General features: G+C 36.3%; 18 protein-coding genes. 10 read left to right on the top strand and 8 right to left on the bottom strand.

All coding sequences use genetic code 11. The annotated features are described in order from the left end of the window. The first annotated feature begins 33 nt into the window (after positions 1-33). The 7 genes from ACL9RH_RS06065 to ACL9RH_RS06095 all read left to right on the top strand — a co-directional run bounded on the left by ACL9RH_RS06065 (position 34) and on the right by ACL9RH_RS06095 (position 6886). Positions 34-489 carry a hypothetical protein gene (locus ACL9RH_RS06065; RefSeq protein WP_422692445.1) on the top strand — a complete coding sequence of 152 codons (456 nt, stop codon included), beginning with the start codon at positions 34-36 and terminating at the stop codon, positions 487-489. A 65-nt stretch (positions 490-554) separates the two neighbouring features. Beyond that, positions 555-1787: a hypothetical protein gene (locus tag ACL9RH_RS06070; RefSeq protein WP_422692446.1), complete on the top strand. Its 1233-nt coding sequence runs from the start codon at positions 555-557 to the stop codon at positions 1785-1787. Between the two features lie 12 nt (positions 1788-1799). Continuing rightward, a complete protein-coding gene (locus ACL9RH_RS06075) occupies positions 1800-2594 on the top strand; it encodes an alpha-ketoglutarate-dependent dioxygenase AlkB (protein WP_422692447.1) in 795 nt (264 codons plus the stop codon). Positions 2595-2667: 73 nt separating this feature from the next. Beyond that, a complete protein-coding gene (locus ACL9RH_RS06080) occupies positions 2668-3168 on the top strand; it encodes a GNAT family N-acetyltransferase (RefSeq protein WP_422692448.1) in 501 nt (166 codons plus the stop codon). 72 nt (positions 3169-3240) lie between these two features. After that, positions 3241-4359, top strand: a complete 1119-nt coding sequence (locus ACL9RH_RS06085) for an FAD-dependent monooxygenase (protein ID WP_422692449.1) — start codon at positions 3241-3243, stop codon at positions 4357-4359. 90 nt (positions 4360-4449) lie between these two features. Next, positions 4450-6474 (top strand): S9 family peptidase, encoded by a 2025-nt coding sequence (locus tag ACL9RH_RS06090; protein WP_422692450.1) that lies wholly within the window; start codon positions 4450-4452, stop codon positions 6472-6474. A gap of 154 nt (positions 6475-6628) precedes the next feature. Beyond that, on the top strand, positions 6629-6886 hold the full coding sequence (locus ACL9RH_RS06095) for a hypothetical protein (RefSeq protein ID WP_422692451.1): 258 nt from the start codon (positions 6629-6631) through the stop codon (positions 6884-6886). Between the two features lie 74 nt (positions 6887-6960). Here the strand turns inward: ACL9RH_RS06095 and ACL9RH_RS06100 are convergent, their stop codons facing one another. The 8 genes from ACL9RH_RS06100 to ACL9RH_RS06135 all read right to left on the bottom strand — a co-directional run bounded on the left by ACL9RH_RS06100 (position 6961) and on the right by ACL9RH_RS06135 (position 19940). Further along, positions 6961-9774, bottom strand: a complete 2814-nt coding sequence (locus tag ACL9RH_RS06100; protein ID WP_422692452.1) for a multicopper oxidase domain-containing protein — start codon at positions 9772-9774, stop codon at positions 6961-6963. An 88-nt stretch (positions 9775-9862) separates the two neighbouring features. After that, positions 9863-10336 (bottom strand): DUF3347 domain-containing protein, encoded by a 474-nt coding sequence (locus tag ACL9RH_RS06105; RefSeq protein ID WP_422692453.1) that lies wholly within the window; start codon positions 10334-10336, stop codon positions 9863-9865. 120 nt (positions 10337-10456) lie between these two features. Continuing rightward, positions 10457-10837, bottom strand: coding sequence for an HYC_CC_PP family protein (locus ACL9RH_RS06110; RefSeq protein ID WP_422692454.1), 381 nt, complete (start codon positions 10835-10837; stop codon positions 10457-10459). A gap of 161 nt (positions 10838-10998) precedes the next feature. Beyond that, the gene (locus ACL9RH_RS06115; protein ID WP_422692455.1) at positions 10999-13242 is read right to left on the bottom strand and encodes a TonB-dependent receptor plug domain-containing protein; all 2244 of its coding nucleotides are present in this window, start codon (positions 13240-13242) and stop codon (positions 10999-11001) included. Positions 13243-13285: 43 nt separating this feature from the next. Beyond that, complete coding sequence (gene kdsA / locus ACL9RH_RS06120) at positions 13286-14095, bottom strand: 3-deoxy-8-phosphooctulonate synthase (protein WP_422692456.1); 810 nt, start codon at positions 14093-14095, stop codon at positions 13286-13288. Between the two features lie 135 nt (positions 14096-14230). Further along, positions 14231-14755 carry a DUF1697 domain-containing protein gene (locus ACL9RH_RS06125; protein ID WP_422692457.1) on the bottom strand — a complete coding sequence of 175 codons (525 nt, stop codon included), beginning with the start codon at positions 14753-14755 and terminating at the stop codon, positions 14231-14233. A gap of 117 nt (positions 14756-14872) precedes the next feature. After that, entirely contained in the window at positions 14873-16366 is a 1494-nt protein-coding gene (locus ACL9RH_RS06130; protein WP_422692458.1) for a hypothetical protein, read from the bottom strand. An 88-nt stretch (positions 16367-16454) separates the two neighbouring features. Next, positions 16455-19940, bottom strand: coding sequence for a DUF2723 domain-containing protein (locus ACL9RH_RS06135; protein ID WP_422692459.1), 3486 nt, complete (start codon positions 19938-19940; stop codon positions 16455-16457). A 223-nt stretch (positions 19941-20163) separates the two neighbouring features. On the opposite strand from ACL9RH_RS06135, the gene ACL9RH_RS06140 reads away from it, so the two are divergent. From ACL9RH_RS06140 to ACL9RH_RS06150, 3 genes are all read left to right on the top strand, one after another. Beyond that, positions 20164-21201 (top strand): PLP-dependent cysteine synthase family protein, encoded by a 1038-nt coding sequence (locus ACL9RH_RS06140; protein WP_422692460.1) that lies wholly within the window; start codon positions 20164-20166, stop codon positions 21199-21201. Between the two features lie 81 nt (positions 21202-21282). Further along, positions 21283-22554, top strand: coding sequence for an aminotransferase class I/II-fold pyridoxal phosphate-dependent enzyme (locus ACL9RH_RS06145; RefSeq protein WP_422692657.1), 1272 nt, complete (start codon positions 21283-21285; stop codon positions 22552-22554). Positions 22555-22634: 80 nt separating this feature from the next. Then, positions 22635-23513 (top strand): DMT family transporter, encoded by an 879-nt coding sequence (locus ACL9RH_RS06150; RefSeq protein ID WP_422692461.1) that lies wholly within the window; start codon positions 22635-22637, stop codon positions 23511-23513. Positions 23514-23525 lie beyond the last annotated feature (12 nt).

The raw sequence follows: 23525 nt of genomic DNA on the forward strand, positions 1-23525 counted from the left end.
TTTCAGGCTCCGTTTTTTTATATTTGTATCACTATGGAAATATACTACTTCATTTTTGCCATTATATGCTTTGTTATTTTCGGAAATCTTGGAATCCACCTCTATTATAAAAGAAAACATAAAGACTTTATAGAGTCATTGAAAGGTAAAAAATATACACTTTTCAAAAAGCTCAATATGGAAATGGAAAGCATTGGAAAAGTAGGTTTCAAATACCAATTCAATACAGCAGATGTTGTATTTCTGGATGACAGTATTTTTATCCTGCTCTCTGTTAGGCCTTTTGGCATGGCACAACCCATTTTACAGATAAGCAATAACAGCGATATTTTCCCTTCAATATCAAGAAAATTTTCCTATGATTCTAAAAATAATGAAAATGGAAAGCTCAAAATAAAAGGGAGATTTGGCCAGGGAATGACAGGAGGAACCTATACAATATGGATTAATTTTAAATCAACCGGATTTGATCTAAATTCTATTTTATAGCTGTTTGTAACAATTATAAAAGTAAATTCAACTAATAACAATATATATTCTATTAAAAAAATACAATGACTACTCTACCCTTTGAAAACAAAATTACAAGAGATAAAAACATATTGATCGTTCTACCGGAAAGTCAAAATATCGATAATGAGCTTCAATATCTGATGAATAACTTCTGTGGAGAGGTTATAAATGATTCGGCAAACCTTCAATTTGATTCCCAACATAAAAAAATATATGTTTGTGGAGATCTCAACCAACTGAAAAACAGTAATCTGTTAATACATGTTATTAAAGAACTGTCTACGAATTATGAAAATTATACTCCTGAAAACCTAAAAATGGTTAATTTAGGACAAGTTCCCATTATTGTAAGTAATGCCGGTATCTATTACAGAAAATTGTTTACAGATGATTTTAGTTTCGACAAAATTAAATCTGAACACGATTTTCAGGAACTTACAGAATCCAACAAAGAAGCTAAAGCATTCAGAAAAGGAATTTACCTGAGTAAAATTACCAGAGAAGTTACCGAAAATGGTCAGGAAGCTTTTCATTATCACCTTTTGAGATGCTCCAGTAACTTAACAGGTCCTACTGATAATTTCCGTGAGATTGATACCCAGATCATCCAACTTCTGAATGAGACTGCAAAAGATGCTTTCGAGTACGATACAGATATGAATCATGCTTTGGTTCAGATTTATGAAAACAAAAAGAAAACTGTTGATTCTGACAAAGAAGTAAAAGCCAAAATAAAAGCCCATTCTGATAAAACGAAAGATATGCCTAAAGAAGGGCTTATTGCGTTTTGCACGTTCTACGATCATTCAAATATGGACAAAGTAAAACCATCAGAAACGGATAGATTCGATCGGTCTTACAAACAAAACAGTGCTTTCACAAGGCTTCATTTCAGACTTAAAAAAACAGTCGAGGATAGTTCGCTTGAAAAAGAATTCACGGTTACATTATATCCCAACTCTGCTTTTTTGATTCCTCTTTCTACCAATAGGCTGTATACTCATGAGATCAGACCTTCTGCTCTTGGAGTGGATCAGATTCCGCTAAGAATGGGATATGTGGTACGTTGTTCTAATGTAGAAGCAATGTACACTGAAAATCAGGCTTATATTAAAGAAAACGGAGAATATATCAAGCTTGAAGAGATCACTCCGGAACTTCATGAAGAATTGCGAAGCTCTTATTATGAAGAAAACAGTACCGAAAATAGAGTTGAATACGGAAAGGTTCATTTCAGCATGAATTCAGGAGATTATGAGAAACCGATTTATTAAGAGTTGAAAAGTATGAATGATACCGAATTCAAAAAAATACTCCTTCCGCTAGAAGAAAATCTTTTTACAAGGCTTTCTCTTTCTGCGGAATTTGAATCAACTGGGAAAGGCCGGCTGGGAACCCATCTTGTAAACGTGGCAGATCTGTTAGTTCCGATAGTAAGAACGACTACGCGATATACGATTCCGGCAACAGCATTTTCAGAGATTCATCATCAACTTGTTGACCGCATTAATGAAAGCCTTTCCTCTGAAAATTCAGAGATACCAACACAGAATTTCAACAATGCTTTAATTGAAATTTATGATTCGTCTTATGCTAAAATGGGATTTCACTCCGATCAGGCATTGGATTTAAAAAATGATTCTTTTATAGGCCTTTTTTCATGCTATGATCGTCCGGATGAAATTGAAGACTCTCAGATGAGAAAGCTTGTCGTGAAGAATAAAACAACAGATGAAGAATTTGAAATATTACTGCATCACAATTCTGTCGTTTTATTCTCGGTGGAAGATAACAAGAAATTTCAGCATAAGATTATTCTGAATTCAGCTTCCAGTTCCAGGAAAGTGGAGAATGATAATAAATGGCTGGGAATTACCTTTCGTACTTCCAAAACCTATATCAAATTCCAAGATGAAAAACCTTATTTTTCAACTGGAGAAGTCTTAACAATAGCTGATCAGGAACAGGAAGCAGCGTTTTTCAAGCTCAGAGGAGAAGAAAACAGGTCACTAGATTTTGTTTATCCCAATGTATTGTATACGATCAGTCAAGCAGATATCTTACCTCCTACTCATAAATAACAGATTTTAAAACACAATATCGGTTATATTATTGAAAATCAAATAAAAGTGTAAATAATTAAAATAACACCTCATGGAATATACCACGAAATGGCTCACCGATAAAACCCGCATCAAGGAACTGGTAGATTTTTTCATCACTCACAAAACAGATTCCTATATCTCTCATGGGGAAATGATGTCTGGCAGAGCACTGGATTCTCATCACTGGAACCCTGATCTTGAAGTGATATTGACTGAACAGCTGCTTACAGATTTTAACTCTGATGGAAGTTCCAAACTGAATATTCTAATTACAGAAAATAAGAATGGAGAAATTGTCGGAATGATGGTTTTCAATGTGATCAACAGCCCTTTTAAAAAGTATGCAATCTTAGAAGATATGCTTTTGGATCAATCTGTAAGAGGGCAGTCTCTTGGAAGCCAACTTTTAGAAAAAGCCCTTCAGGAATCTAAAAACTGGAACATCAGCTTTATTTTATTAGAAAGCGGGGTCAACAACCATGGGGCTCATAATTTTTTCAGTAAATACGGTTTTAAAAAAGTATCTGAAAGTTATATTTTAACGTTATAATTAAAAACTACTGATTATTAACAAGTTGAACAGTAGTAAATATTGTAATCGTTCAACAAAAAATCAATGCTAATGAACGCTATTTCAATCATCGGAGCCGGAATTGGTGGTCTTACCTTAGGAAATATTTTGAAGCAACATGGGCATAATTTCACTATTTATGAATCTGCCCCTGAAATAAAGCCTGTAGGGGCAGGAATTATGATGGCTATTAACGCCATGCAGGTTTTTGACCAGTTAGGGTTAAAAGAAAAAATTGAAAATGCCGGAAATAAAATTCATAGAATTACTATTACAGACGAATCTTTAAAACCCATTTCCAAAACAGAGGTTCTTGAGCTGGAAAATCAGTATAGATCGTGTAACGTAGCGATTCACAGAGCAGCATTACAGAAAATTCTTGCCGAAAATATAGATACAGAAGCTATTAAGCTTGGATATTCTTTACAGAAAATAGAAAAGCATAAGAACTATATTTTAGATTTTGAAAATACAGTTCAAGTGGAAAGCAGGATTGTATTTGGGGCAGATGGCATTAAGTCTCCTATCCGAAATCAGATTCTCAAAACAGGCACTATCCGCAGCTCTGGACAAAAGTGCTGGCGGGGTTTGGTCAACTTTGATCTTCCTGAGAAATACCACCAGGAGGCTTTTGAAATGTGGGGAAAAGGAAAACGTTTCGGCTTTGTAAAGATTTCTGATAAAAAAGTATATTGGTACGCTTGTATCAATGAAAAAGATTTCGGCAGATATCGTGAAATTACTGATATTTTTAATGATTTCAACACATTAGTTTTGCAAATCATTGAAGCTACGCCCTATGAGAATATCATTTGTAATACCATTACCGATCTCGCTCCTATCCCAAAATGGTATACGGATCATCTTTGCCTGATTGGAGATGCGGCTCATGCAACAACTCCCAATATGGGACAGGGAGCATGCCAGGCCATTGAAGATGCTTACATCATTGGGAAATTACTTGATCAATACCAGGATTTTAATACTGTTTTCGAAAATTTTCAGATGATCAGGAGAAAAAAGGTGGATTATATTGTTAGTACCAGCCGAACCATCGGAAAAGTTTCTCAATGGAAAAAAGGGAATTCAATCCGTAATTTTCTAATGGGACTGATTCCTGAAAGCGTGAACCAAAATATGGCAAAAAAGGTCATTACCTTAGAAATGTAAAAAAATAACATTTAATACAATTGACAATCAATGAATTAACAGGATTTTAAATTATATTCGAACAACAAATCACAACCAAAAATTAAAAACATGAAAAAAATCTTTTATGTATTGCTCCTGATGATAGGGATTAATACGACACACGCACAGGAAACCCCTCTTCTCGACAGGGGATTGTTCTTCGGAAACCCTGAAATATCCGGAGGCCAGCTGAGCCCGGATGGAAAATGGATCTCTTTTACCAAAGAATATGGAGGTATCATGAATATCTGGGTAAAGAAAATTGATGAGCCTTTTGAAAAAGCCCGCCCATTAACAGATAGTAAACGTCCTTTAAATGCTTATTTCTGGTCAGAAGATGGAAAGTACATTCTGTACGTAAAAGATAATAACGGTGATGAAAACATGAATATTTTTGCCGTTGATCCGATGGCTAAAGCAACAAGCGGAGTTCCGGCATCTAGAAACATTACTCCCCTTAAAGAGATAACGGCACAAATTTATCTGGTAAGCAGAAAAGATCCAGATCTTTTGATGGTTGGACTTAATAACCGGGATAAAGCATGGCATGATCTCTATTCATTGAAAATCTCTACCGGAGAAATGAAAAAGATCTACGAAAATACAGACCGTATTACAAGTTATGATTTTGACTGGGATGAAAAACTTAGGGTATTATCCAAAACAGATGATAAAGGAACTACTCAATTCTTCTATAAGGAAGGTGATAATCTGAATCCTATCTATGAAACGCTGGTAACAGAAAACGCTTATATTTCAAACTGGACCGAAGATAATTCTAAATTCTATCTTGTAACCAACAAAGGAGATCTGGATAAATCAGCCTTATTTCTGATGGATCCGAAAACGAAACAAATTACCAAAATAGAAAGCGATCCGAAGGATAAAGTAGATTTCGGAGGATTGTTTATAGACCGAAATACAAGAAAAATCATTTCTACCTCTTATACCGGAGATAAAACAGAATATTACTGGAAAAATAAAACCTGGGAAGACAATTACAAATTTCTTCAAAGCAAATTCCCGGGAAGAGAAGTTGGCTTTGCCAGCTCAACCAATGATTATTCCAAATTCCTGGTATCGGTAGGTGGAGATAAATATGCTTCAGAAGCTTATTTCTTTGATTCTAAAACAAAACAGCTTGTTTTCCAGTACACACCAAGAGCTGAGCTGAAAAAAGTTGAAAAATACCTGGCTGCGATGACTCCTATCAGCTATAAAAGCAGCGACGGGCTTGAAATTCCGGCATATCTTACTTTACCGGTAGGTTCAACAGGAAAAAATGTTCCCGTAGTTGTTTTGGTTCACGGGGGTCCAAAAGGTCCGAGAGATTATTGGGGATATAACTCAACGGTACAGTTTTTAGCTAACCGAGGATATGCGGTCTTGCAGCCCAATTTCAGAGCGAGTGGCGGATTTGGTAAAAAGTTTCAGAACGGAGGCGATTTACAATGGGGAAAACTGATGCAGGACGACATCACGTGGGGTGTAAAATATCTGATTGATAACGGTATTGCAGATAAAAACAAAATTGTGATCATGGGGGGAAGCTACGGAGGTTATGCTACTCTCGCAGGTTTGGCCTTTACGCCGGATGTATATGCTGCAGGGGTAGATATTGTAGGACCAAGTAATCTGTTTACCTTATTAGATTCAGTTCCTGCTTATTGGGAATCCGGACGGGCATTTTTATATGGAATGGTTGGTGATCCCAGAACTGAAGAAGGAAAAAAGAGGATGCATGATGCCAGCCCTTTATTCAGTGTAGATAAAATAAATAAACCTTTGCTAATCGTTCAGGGAGCGAATGATCCAAGAGTAAAGCAGGCTGAAGCCGATCAAATCGTAATCGCTCTTCGCGATAAAGGTAAAAAAGTAAACTATATCCTAGCGGACGATGAAGGACACGGGTTCCGTAAACCTGTCAACAGCATGGCGATGTATGCTGAAACAGAGAAATTTCTTGCTGAAGTCATCGGAGGAAGATATCAGAAAGATATGCCTGAAAATGTAGCAAAACGCCTGAAGGAAATGACGGTTGATATTAAAAAAGTGACTTATACTCCAACAAAAAAAGCGGAAACGTCTAAATAAGACATTTGATTTATAAGGATAAAACCACCTCTATACTGAGGTGGTTTTGTTATATGTAGATATTGATTATGTATAACAAAAAGACGCCCTCATAAAGGGGTAATTTAAAAACATTTAAAATTGTAATAATTATTAATGATAAAAATTAATTAGAATGAATTTAAAAGAAAAGAAAAAAGTTGAACTATTAGTTAAAGATCAATTAACAAGATTTATTAATACTAAAGGGCTTACCAAAAAGAATAACAGACTGGTCAATCCAATTGGTTATCTAAAAAAGATAAAATTAGCCAAAGAATTCGGATTAAAATGTTCTTATACATTTCAAAAGAATCATTCAAAAGAATACAAAATCTATTTTGAAAATGAAGTATTCAAAGCTTGCAATGTAATTATTGCTCATTACTTATAATACAGATCGGGCTTATCGTAGAAAAAAAAGACTGCCTCACTGAGACAGTCTTTCTTGTATATAATAGATGTTAACTAGTAGTTGAATGTAACTCCTGCTCCCCAACCTATTTCATTATCATAATTTCCGGATAGAGATAACCATTTTTGTACAATATACCTTACTCCAGTGGAAAACTCTCCGTCTGAATTGACACTAAAGTTTCCTCTTAATCTTCTGGACAATGGAATATCTTCTCTGCTCAGTTCCAGCAAAACCTTTCCATTATGGTCTACACTTGCGTCTGCGGTAATCAACATCGGCAATACATATTGCATCCCCACGATGAAAGCATATTTACTTTTTGAAGCTTTCTGCTGACCAAACCAGGTTTTCTTCCCATGGAAATCCATTCCCAGATCTTCTGACATCTGCCTTTCCATAATTTCATGGTTATTTTGAATTCTGAATCCCGCATAAGGTAGCGCCCACTGAAACTTTCCTAAAAAGCGTCCTACTTTTGCCGTTCCTTCAAAATGATCAAAATTCCAGTTGGAATGAAACTCATTAAGATTGGCCCATCTTGGCCCGAACATCGTCATCGTTTCTGCATGCATCTTATTGCTTGCCACATCCAGCATTGCCATAGAGCTGGTCATTTTATTATCCTGTATAAAGTTTTTCCAGGCCAGTTTTCTATTCGGAAGCTGTGGATTGGGTTTTGAATTTTCATAACTGAAAACCCTTCCCATTCCTGCCATCATATGGTATAAGATATGACAGTGGAAAAACCAGTCACCATCCTGATTGGCTGCAAATTCTATGGTTACAGTCTCCATGGGCATGATATCTACAACGTTCTTCAATGGTGAATACTCCCCTTTTGAATTAATCAGTCTGAAATCATGGCCGTGAAGGTGCATCGGGTGACGCATCATGGAATTGTTATAAAGTTTAATTCTAATGACTTCTCCTTTTTTCACCAAAATCTTATCCGTTTCTGTAACCGTTTTGTTATCCAGCGTCCACAAATAATGGTTCATGTTTCCTTCCAGCGTAAATTTCATTTCACGGATGCTGTCTGTAGGAAGAATTGTTTTCTCAGGAGATTTTAAAATATTATAAGACAGCCTTTTAATGGTCTTTTCCTCCTTCATATCCATCCCTGAATGCTGAGAATGATCTTCCACATTTTTTTCTTCCTTCATTTTTACCCCCATCATTTCATTGATGTGTTTCATCGTCTGCTTTCTTTGACTTTCAGGAAGTTCAGGGTACATTACTTCATTCATATCCATCATCTGATTCCCCATTGTCATGTTCATTGGCTTCATATTTCCGCTCATTTCCATCATCCCATTCATCATTTTCATTCCTTCAAAAAGCATAAGCCTTGGAAGATTGGGCGCTTCCACTTTTTCACCGGAACCCAGCCAAAGTGAAGCATGGCCTATTCTGTCTTCGGAAGTCGCTCTGAACTCAAAACTTTTATTTTCCGGAATGGTAACTTCTATATCGTAGGTTTCAGAAACACCGACAATAAGGCGGTCTACTTCCACAGGCACAACATCGTTACCGTCATTGCCCACTACTTTTATTTTTCCGCCTCCAAAATTCAACCAGAAATAAGTAGAAGAACCTCCGTTGGCAACTCTTAATCTTACTTTATCACCTGCTTTCAAATTGGAATAATCAGAACTTGGAGTTCCGTTGATCAGAAATTTATCATAGTACACATCGCTTACGTCCATCGCTTCCATTCTTTTCCATTCATTCAGAGCTTTTGTCCCGAAATTTCCCGATTTAATGGCTTCCCAGTAACTTTGTACAGCATTTTTCTTTACAGCATACCAATCTGTATTGGCCATATGGAGTCTTCTGGCAATCTGCATGGGATCATCATCACTCCAATCTCCCAATAATACAGGAATTTCTGCATTATATTCTGTCTTAGGTTCTCCTTCTCTTTTCTTGAAAACAAGAATCCCGTTCATTCCTATCTGTTCCTGAAGTGCTTCGTGAGAATGGTACCAATACGTCCCGTTTTGAGACACTTTGAATTTATATAAATGGGTTTCTCCAGGTTTTACAGGTTTTGTTGTAAGATAGGGAACCCCATCGTGCTCATTGGGAAGAATAACACCATGCCAGTGTAATCCTGTATTTTCTTTAAGCATATTGTGCAGGTAAATTTCGGCTGTATCTCCTTCTGTAAAGTATAAAGTCGGAGCCTGAAGTTTACCGTTAATCGCCAACGCTCTTCTGTTCTTTCCTGTAAAATTGACAATCGTATCTTTTACATACAAATCATAGCGAACTGTTTTCCCTCCAAAGCTTATTTTTCCGTTTTCCGAATTTCTTTTTAAAGCAGATGATCCTTCCTGTTGATTTTCGGTTAAGCTTGGTGTATTATCTTCATTTTCTACCAGTTCCATTCCACATTTCGGACATTTTCCGGGTTTATTTGATATGATTTCCGGATGCATAGGACAGGTGTACGTCTTTTGAAATGAAGAATGCGGTTTTGGCTGAGATACAATTGAGGATATTTTATTTTCAGGCTTAGAGTCAGGTATAACGATCTTTACTTTCTCAGCTACAATAGCTTTTTTTTCGTTTTTTGCCTTTTTATAATCTGCTTTTTTTTCGGGCCTGACTTTATTTATTTTCGTTTCTACCGGTTTAGTTCTGGTCTCTGCTTTAGGAATAGGCTTTACCTCTGGCTTAGTAACTGGTTTGGGTTGTATAATAACGGTTTTCTTTACCAAAGTCATTTTGCACTTTGGGCAATCTCCTGGTTTTGAAGACACTACCTCGAGGTGCATAGGACAGGTATAGTACGTTTTTGTAGTTTGTGCGAAGGTAAAAGCAGAGAACAAAAGTAACAGAAACATTATTAGTTTTTTCATAACATTTCGAACTTTTAGAAGTTACACAACTTAAAGTTAATTAAAACTTAAGCTATGTAACTTATTATTTTATAGAATAGTACAGCAATTATTTAATTTCTGACTTTACGCTTCCGCATGAAAGCATAGACTTCCCATAATATGGATTGGCAATCTGCTTTTCGTTGCTTAGCCAGCTGCCGTCTGCCATTGGGCAATATTGTACATAAACCGGTTTTTCAGAAAGTTTAAACTGCTTGGTAAGCGCAATCATATTGTCTGAAAGATTCATGAAAGTTTCTCTTTGAGCGGCAACAGTTCGTGCTTCGGAAATAACAGACGCATCTTTTCTAAGGATATTAAGATTTCCCTCAGAAACTTGTTTGTAATCAATTGTTGAAGCTGTTTTAATGAATTCTGTAGCGGCCTTTGATGTTTTATCAGCATCATCTGAAGCTAAAGCAGATTTGATGGCGATATAGTTCTGATACAGTTTGGAAACCTGAGCATCTTTTTTAGATTGTGCTGAAAGGCTGATTACTGAGAATAAAGATAGGGCTACTGTAATGATATATTTTTTCATTGTTTTAAATTTTAGAATTATTAATGTATAAAGAATAGTAAAGTGACGCATACGGTAGATGCGCAAGAGCATGTCGATTAAACGGTATTATTATATAACTCCGAAAACGACTGACAAATTCTAAATTCTAAAATTACAATGATTAATGTAAATAGGCACTGCCTCATATTCGGGCGGTGCATTGATCTGAATCTGGGTAAATTTGGTGGCAGAAAAAGACTTATCAATAACAGTAAAATGATGTTTTACAGGCAATTCTGATACAGCATCTAAAAAATCTATTTTAAGAAGATCAGATTTCTGGGAATCATCCACTTTTACGACTTTGATCTCTGTTTTGCAGCATCCTTTTTTATCTTTAACGCCACATTTTGCACAGATATCTTCAACTTTCTGGCTTACAGAAACAAATTCTTTCATACAATAATGAACACTAAAAGCTGCCCCGGAAGAAAATCCGAAGTAGAAAATAGAGAATAGTATGGCAAGAATCTTTTTCATTGTTGAAGCAAAGTTAAAAATATCTTGGAAACCATTGTTATAAAATTCTGTAATGTTGTTATAAAATTCTGGTAAATGAAAAAAGCTTTCAAAAATACATTTGAAAGCTTTTCTGTTTTTTATTGAAATTCAGATGTCAAAAGGATAATCTGAACTATTTTTTAAAGTCTGAATTCCAGCTTCACATTAAAGAAACGTCCTGTAAGACGTACTGGAACAGGATACATATTGGTACTGGTTGAGTTATAATCTGTGATCCATTGGTTGGCTACTGTGTTATTGATATTAAACGCATTGAATACCTGAACACCTAAAGTAAGTTCTTCAAAATTACCCCAGAAGCCGGATCTCTTATTTTTCTCTTTCGGATCAATAAAGACTTTTGTTAAACCAATATCCACTCTTTTATAAGATGGAAGGGTCTTTTGATAATTGTATGCTGAAGTAAAGTCAGGCTGCCCATTACTGTTGAACAAAACAGGAGCTCCAGTTGGAAGTCCCATGGCATATACCAAAGTAAGATTCACCCTCATAGACGGGAATTCCGGCATATAATCCTGATAGAACATCGCAAACCTTAATCTCTGATCGGTAGGTCTAGGAATATCTCCTCTCCCATCGATATTTTCATAAACTCTTGCATAACTGGCGGATAGCCAAGAATCTACACCTGGAACAAATTCCCCAAATAATCTTGTATCAATCCCGTAAGCATATCCTTTAGAATTATTTTGTCCTGAATAACGAATTCTCACATTATCCATATAGTATGGAATAAGGTTATCCATTTTTTTGTAATAAAGCTCCGTTGTCAATTTAAACGGCCTGTCATACATCTGGAACTCATAATCATTGGCAAGAATTACCTGAATAGAACGCTGTGACTTGATATTGGAGTTGAAGTTCCCGTCAAGATCCTTAATTTCCTTATAGAAAGGGGCCTGATAGTAAATCCCTCCGGAAATTTTGAATAACATATCGCTATCCCAGTCTGGTTTTATCGCAAACTGAGCTCTTGGAGAGAATATGGTTTCTTTATTAAAGCTCCAGTTGGCAACACGTACCCCGGCATTGACAAATACTTTACTGGCTCCCCAATAGAATTTTTGTGAATACTGAGCATAAGCAGAAAGTCTTGTGGGTTCAATATTATTCTGTCCTGCGATATAGTAAGCTAACTTAAGATCTCCTGTATTTCCTGTTCTGGGATCAATAACATCCGGTCTTGGAAGGCTGTATCCTGCAGAGTCTACAAGCTTCCATTCATTGGTAAGATCTTTCAGATTTTCTTTCTCATATTTGAATCCAACTTCAATGTCGGTATTCACATTGGGAGAAAATTTTGCTCTGAACTGTGTTCCGTAGGTTCTTACAAACAAATCATTACGTGCATGCTCTATCTGCCCGCCCACGTCATAAGAAGCAACAGGCTCCTGCGTTTTAGGATCAAATGTCTGCAGTTCGTACGCTGACTGTATGGTATAATATTCTTTTTCTCTGTTTTGATAAGCAAAAGCATCCAGGGTAAGCTTCCATTTGTCTGCCGGCTTATAATTCATAGAAACAGTACCCATCATATTTTTGTACTGGTCATTCTCTTTACCTCCATATCCGATATTAACGGTAATGGGCTGCTGAAGACTTCCAAAAGTGACACTTTTCTCTTTAGGAATCATTTCATAATCATTCTTCGAATAATATCCAATGAAGGATACGGAGAATTTATCATTGACATGGTAATTAAGATAAGACTGAAAATCCCAATACGTAGGATTAAAGTCTGTATCTTCTTTCAATGTATTAAGAACAAGATTGGTATTTCTGTATCTTCCTGAAAATAAAGCGGTAAACTTTTTGTTTTTTGAAGCAAGACCTGTTGTAAGTCTTCCTCCAATTAAGCTTGCTTCTCCGGAAAGTTCAAATTTTTCGGGTTCACGGTAATAGATATTTAATGCGGAAGACATTTTATCACCATACTTGGCTTCAAATCCTCCGGCAGAAAAATTCACAGCAGATACCATATCCGGATTAATGATACTCATTCCCTCCTGTTGGGAGTTTCTGATCAGAAAAGGTCTGTAGATCTCAATATCATTAATGTAGATAAGGTTTTCATCATAGTTACCACCACGAACCATATATTGTGAAGACAGCTCAGTATTGGAGTTTACGGAAGGAAGTGTTTTAAGCATTCCTTCAATGCCTCCGTTGACAGAAACCACATTTTTGGCATCTTTGGCTGAAATTCTAACGTTGGTAAGGTCGTTGGTTCTTCCTGTTACTTTTTTCTGGAAGACAACTTCCTCTATATCGGTTACTTTAGTCGTCGCTGTATCTTTTTTTCTATGTTGTGAGAAAATCAGTACAGGGACCATAAGGCTTAGCGGTAAAACTAGTTTTTTCAAAAGAAATGTTTTAGAATCTCTAAAATTAATGTTTTTTTAACAATTACAAAATCGATTCTCTAATTCTTGTTAATTTTTGTAATAAATCTTCTAATAAATCAAGTCTTAACATATTGGCACCGTCAGATAATGCGGTTTCCGGTGTAGGATGTGTTTCGATGAAAATTCCGTCCGCTCCTACTGCAATTCCTGCTTTAGCAACAGTTTCGATAAGTTCCGGCCTTCCCCCTGTAACTCCTGAATTTTGATTGGGCTGTTGTAGAGAATGGGTAACATCCAGAATAACAGGAGCATACTCTCTCATCGTAGGAATTCCTCTGTAATCTACAATCAGGTCAGTATATCCAAAAGAATTTCCTCTTTCGATAATGGCTACTTTCTGGTTATCGGAATCGGTAACCTTCTGAACCGCAAATTTCATGGATTCCGGAGAAAGGAACTGTCCTTTTTTCAGCGTTACACATTTTCCTGTTTTTGCTGCCGCAACTAATAGATCTGTCTGACGAACCAAAAATGCAGGAATCTGTAATACATCTACATATTGAGCCGCTAACGCAGCGTGTTCGTTTTCATGAATATCCGTTGTTGTAGGAATGTTGAATGTCTCTCCTACTTTTTTAAGAATTTCAAGTGATTTTTCCTCACCAATTGAGGTAAAAGAATCTACACGGCTTCTGTTTGCTTTTTTGAAACTTCCTTTGAAAATATAAGGAATATTATATTTGTCTGTAATGTTAATTACCTTTTCAGCAATTCTAAGGGCCATATCTTCCCCTTCAATAATACATGGACCTGCAATAAGGAAAAAGTTCTTTGAATCTTTGTGCTGAATATTATCTAAATACTGAATCATTTTATTAAAATTAAAAAGTTCAGTAAAAATACTGAGAAAGTTTCAGAAATGGAAATTATTTGGGACTAAGAGTTATTAAAGATATCCTGCATCAATGCGATGAAGAAAACGATCACCGAAAAGGAAGTGAAAAAATCAGAACTTTTTCAGGACTTTCTCAAAAGTATTAACGTTTCTGCTGGTAAACTGATCTTTCAGACTTTTCTTTCCCAATACTTTGCCAAAGGTAGAGTCCAAAGTGTTTCCTTTCGGAACCTGCCAGTAAAATATTCCGTTGACAATCTCAGCCTTTTCATTTTCTGCCTGAGCCGACTTTTGAAATTCTTCCAGCAAAACCTTTTCTACTCCCGGAATACCCACAAATCCATATACATGAAGCGTTTCATTCTTTTCGAAAGGAATACTGTTCCAGAAAACCTCTGTTTCCTCCTGAGATTTAATAAACAAAAAAGCTTCGTAAGAGAAATGATCAGAAATCTCTTTTTCAAGGATTTCCTTTAAATCGGAAGCATTTTTATCTGAGGAAAACACAATGTTTCCGGAGGCCAATATGGAACTTACGTCTTTCATACCCGCATCTTTAAAGATCTGGCATACATCGGCCATTTTCATGTTGGTCCCTTTAACATTAACGCCACGGAGAAAAGCACAATATTTCATTTTTTGAGGGATTAAGGATGTTAGGTTTGAAGGTCTGATAATTTTAGAGTAAGAGAGCTATTTTACAACTTTCTGCTCTTGTATTTCAATCTTTAAATATTTTAATTTTTCAATCTTTTAATCAATTCTAACATACAAATTATAGTCTGTTCCCGAAGGTTTCAGATGGTAGATTTTTTCTAAAATTTTGTTATTGCTGTTCAGGTGATCTTTAACCCTGAATTCTTTTAAAAGACGATAATGCGTTTGATAATAAGCAGAGTTAACATCATTTCCTTCATACAGATTTTGGTAAGAAAGCAGATATTTCGGCTTTCTGTTTTTTACGGTATTGATCCAATAATGGGCTTTATCTTTCTTTATTTCCAGCTGGATCTGCTTGTCTACCAATCCTACTTCATCAATTGTTTTTAATCCCGAAAAATACGGTACATATCCGGCAGGTTCCAGTAAAATCCATTGATTTTTATCTTTCTCATATTGGTTTAAAAATAACCCAATTGTTCTTCGGTAGTTCCACTCTCCATTTCCTGTAGCAATGCAGTGAATCGTCTGAAATGCCAACATCGGAAGAATATAAAATACGGTAAGCAAGGAAAGCCATAGGTTTCTTCTTTCTTTCTGCTCAAGTATAAAAATAAGAATTGGGACAAAAAGTAATAATTGCGGCACCCAATAATACCAATCGAATAAACTTTTCTGGGAAATAAAAATGATCTGTTTTATCCATCCGAAAATAAAGATAATCCATAGGAAATAGTTTCTTTTTTCTCTTTGCCTGATCAGATAAATGAAGCACAGAAGTTCAAAAATCAATACGATAATTGTAACAGGATTGAAATCTCCCGGAAGTTTCAGCATTCCCCAAAAGTTTCCAAAACTCTTAAAAAAGTAGTCAACATGCTGTTGGAAAGTAAGGTGCTCTTCATACAGTAATTTCTTTGCAGTAATGGTATTATTTACCACTTCCCCGAAATAAAACCAGTTGAAAGCCACCGTTGATAAAACACCCCAAAGGCCTCCGAAAACAAAATTCCATCTGATCTTTTTATTCCAAAATGTGTCCACAAGAAACAGGATCCCCAGAAATATGACAGTATCAATTCTGGTGAACATTATAAGAGCTGGCAAAAGAATAATCACCCATTTTTTCCCTTTGTTAAAGCCATAATACAGTAAAGCCATTTCCAGGAAAAACAGAATTCCGTATTCCATTCCTAGAATTGAAATTTTAATAGCAGGCGGTAAAATGCCTATCAAAAATATAAATAGAGCTTTGTGCCAAGGGTTTTTAAGAACCAAATGGGATAAAAGCAATGTTCCTATTGTAAACAGTAAAGAATTGAAAATCAAAAGAGGCTCAATAAAGTTTTCTTTCCCAAAAATCAGATTGAAAACATAAGACACAAAAACATAGAGATGAGTGGTAGATGCAGAGATCTTCGTATCCCCATTGAAGCCGATTACCCCGTAGTCCAGTAAATTCTGAGCCACTCTCCAGGTGATAAATGCATCTTCCTGAATGTAATGGGTTAGTAAGAAAAGAAGTTTAAAAAGTACCGTAATAATAACGGCATAGATTGGGATTTTTCTATTTTGTGTTTCGGACATTCTGTATTTTTAGTTTCACAAATATAACCTTAAAATTCAGGATTCCCAATAATAAAAAAACGGAACCGAAGTTCCGTTTTAAAGTATGTTATTTTGTTGCTTTGATAATTGCTGAAGTAATCTGATTTTCTTTTTCTTTCGAATAAGTAGAATCAAAAGGCTCCATGACATCAAATAAGTACTGATAGAATGGCGTGATCTGCTGAACATTTTCAGACTCTTTCATAGCCTTTTCTTTACCCATTTCCTGAAGATCTTTGATAAATACATTGAACTTCTTATCAATCGGCTCTATAGATTTTACAAGATAAGCGTAAGCTTTTTCTTTCTGTCCGATCTTCGTGTAAGCATCTGTAACCGCTGAAACGACTAGAGAATACTCCATTGGCTTGGTTCTGATCTGTCTTCTCAGATAACTTTGATCTGCTTTAGAAAGGCTTTGGTAATAATCATATTCTTCAAAGATTCCTTTTTTAAGCACTTCTGCCAATTGAAGACCTTTCTGCTCCTGTCCTGCAATAATGTATCCTGAAACAATAGAACTTAATGAACGAGGATCATTGTATTTTTCAGCAGGAATTTCTTTTGCTGCAAGATCCAGAACTTCTAATGCTTTTGCTTTCTGTCCGCTTAGTGCAAGGGCTGCTGCAGCTCTACTTGCAGACATTCTATAGCTGATAATGTTAGAAGTTGCTGTTTCATCAAAGTGAGCATTCAGATCTTTAAAGTTCCCCCATCTGAAGTTTTTCACTACATTATAAAGAGAATTCGCATCTACTCTTCCCATATCACCGTCAGCTGTTGGAAGCGTCTGGATAGGAACCAATCTGTAACTGAAACCGTCAAACTGAAGATAATCGTTAAGATAGAAAATGTTTTCGTTGTCATAAATTCCTCCTGATGAGAAGTTGATTGGTCTCTTCCAGTCGAAGTTGGCCAATAGATCCATCAAAATCAAATTGTTTTTATAAAGAGTGTTTCCTTTATACGTAATCATAATCTGGTTCGCTACATTCGGAAGGTCTGCCTGATTGATGATTCCTGCTTTTAGAGCATTTTCTTTATTAACCGGAAGAATGAATTTGTTTACCGGAAGAATATTATACTTCTCATATTTCTCTTCTCCGAAGTACATTTTCAATAACTGATCTTTTTCCGGAGATTTAAACTTAATGAAGTTCATCGCCTCTTTCAAAGTTAAAGAATCCTGAGTAAGATATTTTCTGAAATCTTTGAATTCCGTATCCGGAACTCCCTGTTCTTTCAACATAGAAAATACGCCTTCCCAATCTTCTTTCTTCATCATATAGATCTGGTCGTTTACACCGTCTCTGTAATCATCGTGAGTTAACTGGCTAGGAATTCCCATTGCATTATAGGTTCTTCTTTTCACCTGATCCAAATTCCAAGGAGTTGAAGCTAGAGTGAAATTAACCACTTTTACGTCATCTCTGAATCTTTCCGTTTCCTGAATAGCCCAAACTGGGTAAGTATCGTTATCACCGTAAACAAATAGGATATCGTTTTTTGGTAACGATTTTAAAACTGAATAAGCGTAATCATATGCTGTATATCTGTTACTTCTGTCGTGAACATTATAGTTCTGGAAGCCCATCATAAAAGGCACTCCTAATAATATAACTCCTAGAGCGATATTAGCACCATTGGATTTGATTTTAGATTGAAGGAACCATAAAATAGCTCCAGCTCCAAGTCCGATCCAGATCGCAAAGGCGTAGAATGAACCAACCATTGCATAATCTCTCTCTCTCGGCTCGAAAGGTTTTACCCCTGTATAGAAAACAATTCCGACACTTGTTATAATGAATAAAGACAGTAAAGCATAAAATCTTCCAAAATCTCTGTTCAGTTGGAAAAAGAATCCGATCAATCCTAAAATTAATGGAAGAAAGAAGAATTTTACCGTACTTTCGTTTTTAAACTTAGCAGGCATTTTATCCTGATTTCCTACCATTACATTATCGATAAAAGGAATTCCGGAAATCCAGTTCCCTTTTGTGCTTTCCATATTTCCTTCAAGATCGTTCTGTCTTCCTACGAAGTTCCACATCAGATATCTTACAAAATAATATCCGTTCTGGAAAGAAATGAAATAATCCATATTCTGAAGTAAAGAAGGCTTCTGAACATTGATCAGGTTATAAGGTTTTACTTTCAGATAATCTGAAGCAGTGATCGACTTATCTTCATATTTTGCTCTCAGTTCATCAAAAATCTGCTTAGCCTGCGGATTGTCTGCCACATCTTCGTTCCCGTAGTTGAATGTAAAATCCGGAGCTCCATACATGGAAATATAGTTCGCCATTACATCCTTATCTTCGTTGAACATTCTTGGCATTAAGCTTACCTGAGATTTGTTGAATACATAGTTGAATCGGTCTCCGGTTTTTCTGTAGGTTCCGGTTTTCTCATCTTTTTCGTAGATTTCACCCGTTTTTTGAGTCTTAAAGCTTCCGTCTTCATTTTTCTCAATTCCGTTAGCATCAAGAAACGCTGTATAGTTCTGTCCATAGATTGTTGGCCAGTCTCCATACTGCTCTCTGTTGTAATAATCCAACATACCAATTGCAGTATCCGGATCATTAAGGTTCATCGGTGGGTTAGCATTCGCTCTGATTGGGATAACCATCCAGCAAGAGAACCCGATAATCATATACACTACAGACAAAGCTACAGTCTGATACAGGTTTCTTTTGGTTTTTCTAGCGTACTTGATCATGAAATAAGAAATCACAGCCATTAAGATAAATGCTGCAATAGTACCTGAGTGGAAAGGAAGTCCAAGACCGTTCACAAAGAAAATCTCAAGTCTTCCAAACATCGTCATAATCAGAGGGAAGATAATTTTGAAAACAACGATCAAAATTCCCAATGTAATAAGGTTAGCGAAAATAAAATTCTTCCACGTAAACTTGTAGTTTCTTGCATAATATACAAGACATACCATAGGAGTTGCCAGCATACACATCATGTGTACCCCAACAGAAAGTCCTAAAACGAAGAAAATAAGGATAATCCATCTCTCATTGTCCGCTGCCTGATACTCATTTTCCCATTTCGTAATCAACCAGACCAAAAGAGCGATAAACATTGAAGCCATCGAATACACCTCTCCTTCTACTGCCGAGAACCAGAAGGTATCTGAGAAGGTGAAGCAAAGTGCTCCAATAGCTCCGGCAAATAAAATGGAGATTTCCTGATGTTTGGTAATTTCTTCAAAATCTTTGTTTAAAAGTCTTCTCACAAAATGAGTGATCGTCCAAAACAAAAATAAAATAGTCAGCGCACTGAACAATGCAGACATCGCGTTGATTACGATGGAGTAATTTTCGCCTTTCCCTAATGCAAAAATGGCTGCCACGGCACCCACTATCTGGAATAAAGCCGCTCCTGGAGCGTGCGTTACTTCAAGTTTTACTGCAGAAGAAATGTACTCTCCACAATCCCAAAAACTGAAATTGGGTTCTATTGTGGACAAGTACGTGAAAAACGCAATGACGAAAATCACCCATCCTAAAACGGTGTTCCATTGCCTAAAAGTCCAATTTTTCATAGTATTAAATCAATTATGCGAAAATAAGGCTTTTATCTTATTTTATGCGGGTTTTAACAAAATTTAAAAATTTTGGCGTGGTATTTGAGACAATACACGTGTTAAAAGTGAAAATACGAAAATAGATTTTTATCAAAACGGGCCCTAGAAATCAAACAAAAGTTTAGTAATTATTTATTTTTTTGTATTTTTGCAGTCAGATTTTTATTGAAAATAACAAATAATGAGTAATGTTTACGATAATATCCTTGGCCTTATAGGACACACTCCTATGGTGAAGCTAAATACTGTCACAAAAGATATTCCAGCAACCGTTTATGCCAAGTTAGAATCATATAATCCTGGACATTCCACCAAAGACCGAATCGCACTTCATATTATAGAGAACGCAGAGAAAAAAGGCCTTTTAAAAGAAGATTCTGTAGTGGTAGAAACTACTTCCGGAAATACAGGGTTTTCTATCGCGATGGTATGTATCATCAAAGGATATAAATGTATTCTTGCGGTAAGCGACAAGACAAAACCTGAGAAAATCGCTTATCTTAAAGCATTGGGAGCAACCGTTTACATCTGCCCGGCCAACGTACCGGCGGATGATCCCAGATCATACTATGAAGTAGCCAAAAGAATTGCCCAGGAAACCCCTAATTCAATTTACATCAATCAGTACTTTAACGAACTGAATATTGATGCCCACTATCAAACTACTGGTCCAGAAATCTGGGAGCAGACGGAAGGTAAGATCACTCACCTTTTTGCCTGTACCGGAACCGGAGGTACTTTATCCGGATCGGCGAAGTTCCTGAAGGAAAAGAATCCCAATATTAAAATTATTGGAGTGGACGCTGATGGATCTATCTTAAAGAGCTATCACGAAACCGGAGAAATTCACAAAGAAGACGTACATCCTTACCAGATTGAAGGAATGGGAAAAAACTTAATCCCTTCTGCCCTTCTATTTGATAAAGTAGATGAGTTTGTAAGAGTGAATGACGAAATGGCGGCCTACAGAACCCGTGAGATTGCTTTAAAAGAAGCCATTATGGGAGGTTACACCACCGGAGCAGTTACACAAGGGTTAATGCAATATGCACAATCTCATGAACTGAATGAGAATGATGTCATTGTTTTAATTTATCCTGACCACGGTTCAAGATACATCACTAAAGTATACAGTGACAAATGGATGGCCGAGCAGGGATTTGTAAATAACTGTTTTCACAACTACGACGAAGTTTTCAAAACTGAGTTTATCAAATAATATATTAATCACAATATAAATCAAGCCTTTTGCGTGTTCTACAAAAAAGGCTTTTTGACTTAAAAATTACGATATAAAATGTTGGATATTTTTGAAAGAATAAAAGAAAATCCAGGACCTCTTGGACAATTTGCAGACTATGGTGAAGGCTATTTTATTTTCCCAAGATTAGAGGGTCCTATTGGTCCTAGAATGCAGTTTCAGGGTAGAGAAGTAATTTTCTGGAGTGCCAATGACTATTTAGGATTGTGTAATCATCCTGAAGTAAAGCAAGCGGACGCAGATGCAGCAGCGGAATACGGAATGTTCTATCCAATGGGAGCAAGAGCAATGTCGGGGGAAACAGATCAGCACCTTCAGCTGGAAAGAGAATTGGCAGACTTTGTACAAAAAGACTCAGCATACTTATTGAACTTCGGTTACCAGGGAATGGTTTCTACCATTGATGCTTTGGTAAGCAGAAATGACGTGATTGTTTATGATATGGACTCTCATGCCTGCATCGTGGATGGGGTAAGGCTTCATTCTGGTAAAAGATTTACCTATAAGCACAACGATATGGCAAGTCTTGAAAAAAACCTTCAGAGAGCAACGAAAGTAGCTGAAGAAAATGGCGGAGGTATTCTTGTCATTACAGAAGGGGTTTTCGGGATGAGAGGACAACAGGGTAAGCTGAAAGAGATCTGTGATCTTAAATCAAAATATAATTTCAGACTTTTGGTAGATGATGCTCACGGATTCGGGACGCTTGGTAAAACAGGGGCCGGAGCTGGTGAAGAACAAGGATGTCAGGATCAGATTGATGTTTACTTCTCTACTTTTGCAAAATCTATGGCTGGTTTCGGAGCTTTCCTTGCGGGAGATAAAGAAATTATCAGATACCTGAAATTCAACCTGAGATCACAAATTTTCGCAAAATCTTTAACCATGCCAATGGTAATTGGTGGATTGAAAAGATTGGAACTGCTAAGAACAAGACCGGAAATCAAAGCCAAGCTTTGGGAAAACGTATATAAATTACAGAACGGATTAAGAGACAGAGGATTCAATATTGGTGATACCAATACGTGTGTAACTCCTGTTATGATGCAGGGAACTCCTGTTGAAGCTACTCTTTTGGTGAAAGATCTTAGAGAAAATTACGGAATCTTTACTTCCGTGGTGGTATATCCGGTCATTCCGAAGGGAATGATTCTTTTAAGGTTAATTCCTACAGCCTCACACACAGATTCAGAAATCAATGAAACACTGGCGGCATTTGAAGCTATTCATGACAAATTAGTAAGTGGTTACTACAAAGAGCAGGAACAATTATTACTGCAGGAACAAGGATTAAGTTTTAAACCGATTTAATTCATAACAATACAAAAAAACCACTGATAACTCAGTGGTTTTTTATTTTTAAAACTAAAAACAATAATGCTATATAACCCATGAAACTCAGAGGATATACATTGGGAATTTTATCGGCAGTTTCTTTTGGACTGATTCCCATCTTCATTTTGCCGATTAAGCAAGCCCATTTTTCAGTAGATGTTACTTTATTCTACCGTTTTTTATTTTCTGCTTTGATGGTTGGCGGATATCTGCTGTATTCCAAAGAAAGTTTTAAAATCAATAAAAAAGAAGCATTTATATTAGCCGTACTCGGAATTTGCTATGCTCTGTCTTCAGAATTTTTATTTCTGGGATATGATTTTCTGACTCCCGGAATTGCCTCTACCGTTTTATTCATCTATCCCGTCATTGTCGCATTAATAATGTTTTTCTTCTACAGAGAAAGACTGACCAAATTATCCATCTTCTCACTTCTACTTGCTTTTGCAGGAGTTATTGTTCTTTGTTTAAAAGGAAACAGCATGGAAATTAATTTTGCAGGATTGGGAATCGTAATGCTCAGTTCTCTTTTTTATGCATTGTATATGGTGATCGTCAATAAGTCGAATATAAAAGTATCCGAGTTTAAGCTTTCGTTCTACTCTATGCTTTTTACGTCTGTTTTTTTCCTAACAAAAACTTCGGTAGCAGGAGAATCTTTAGCCATTCCTTCACTATCACTATTTTTAAATTTTCTGATTTTTGCTTTTTTAACCACGGTTATCTCTAGTTTATGTCTGGTGTATGCCATCAAATATATTGGTTCTACACCAACAGCTATTCTTGGCGCTTTGGAACCTGTAGTTGCCGTAATGATTAGTGTATTGATGTTTCATGAAAAATTTACCGCCAACCTCTCCATAGGAATTACATTGATTCTTCTGGGAGTTACATTCAATGTGATCAGCGACCGCAGAAAGATAAATCCTGTTTAAAAAAATTTTATT

The sequence above is a fragment of the Chryseobacterium sp. Mn2064 genome (assembly GCF_049319685.1).
Lineage (GTDB): Bacteria > Bacteroidota > Bacteroidia > Flavobacteriales > Weeksellaceae > Chryseobacterium.

What these genes read in the sequence shown, in the direction of transcription:
- ACL9RH_RS06065 (WP_422692445.1), top strand. Translation starts at nt 34, where the DNA reads ATGGAAATATACTACTTCATTTTTGCCATTATATGCTTTGTTATTTTC.
- ACL9RH_RS06070 (WP_422692446.1), top strand. Translation starts at nt 555, where the DNA reads ATGACTACTCTACCCTTTGAAAACAAAATTACAAGAGATAAAAACATA.
- ACL9RH_RS06075 (WP_422692447.1), top strand. Translation starts at nt 1,800, where the DNA reads ATGAATGATACCGAATTCAAAAAAATACTCCTTCCGCTAGAAGAAAAT.
- ACL9RH_RS06080 (WP_422692448.1), top strand. Translation starts at nt 2,668, where the DNA reads ATGGAATATACCACGAAATGGCTCACCGATAAAACCCGCATCAAGGAA.
- ACL9RH_RS06085 (WP_422692449.1), top strand. Translation starts at nt 3,241, where the DNA reads ATGAACGCTATTTCAATCATCGGAGCCGGAATTGGTGGTCTTACCTTA.
- ACL9RH_RS06090 (WP_422692450.1), top strand. Translation starts at nt 4,450, where the DNA reads ATGAAAAAAATCTTTTATGTATTGCTCCTGATGATAGGGATTAATACG.
- ACL9RH_RS06095 (WP_422692451.1), top strand. Translation starts at nt 6,629, where the DNA reads ATGAATTTAAAAGAAAAGAAAAAAGTTGAACTATTAGTTAAAGATCAA.
- ACL9RH_RS06100 (WP_422692452.1), bottom strand. Translation starts at nt 9,774, where the DNA reads ATGAAAAAACTAATAATGTTTCTGTTACTTTTGTTCTCTGCTTTTACC.
- ACL9RH_RS06105 (WP_422692453.1), bottom strand. Translation starts at nt 10,336, where the DNA reads ATGAAAAAATATATCATTACAGTAGCCCTATCTTTATTCTCAGTAATC.
- ACL9RH_RS06110 (WP_422692454.1), bottom strand. Translation starts at nt 10,837, where the DNA reads ATGAAAAAGATTCTTGCCATACTATTCTCTATTTTCTACTTCGGATTT.
- kdsA (WP_422692456.1), bottom strand. Translation starts at nt 14,095, where the DNA reads ATGATTCAGTATTTAGATAATATTCAGCACAAAGATTCAAAGAACTTT.
- ACL9RH_RS06125 (WP_422692457.1), bottom strand. Translation starts at nt 14,755, where the DNA reads ATGAAATATTGTGCTTTTCTCCGTGGCGTTAATGTTAAAGGGACCAAC.
- ACL9RH_RS06130 (WP_422692458.1), bottom strand. Translation starts at nt 16,366, where the DNA reads ATGTCCGAAACACAAAATAGAAAAATCCCAATCTATGCCGTTATTATT.
- ACL9RH_RS06135 (WP_422692459.1), bottom strand. Translation starts at nt 19,940, where the DNA reads ATGAAAAATTGGACTTTTAGGCAATGGAACACCGTTTTAGGATGGGTG.
- ACL9RH_RS06140 (WP_422692460.1), top strand. Translation starts at nt 20,164, where the DNA reads ATGAGTAATGTTTACGATAATATCCTTGGCCTTATAGGACACACTCCT.
- ACL9RH_RS06150 (WP_422692461.1), top strand. Translation starts at nt 22,635, where the DNA reads ATGAAACTCAGAGGATATACATTGGGAATTTTATCGGCAGTTTCTTTT.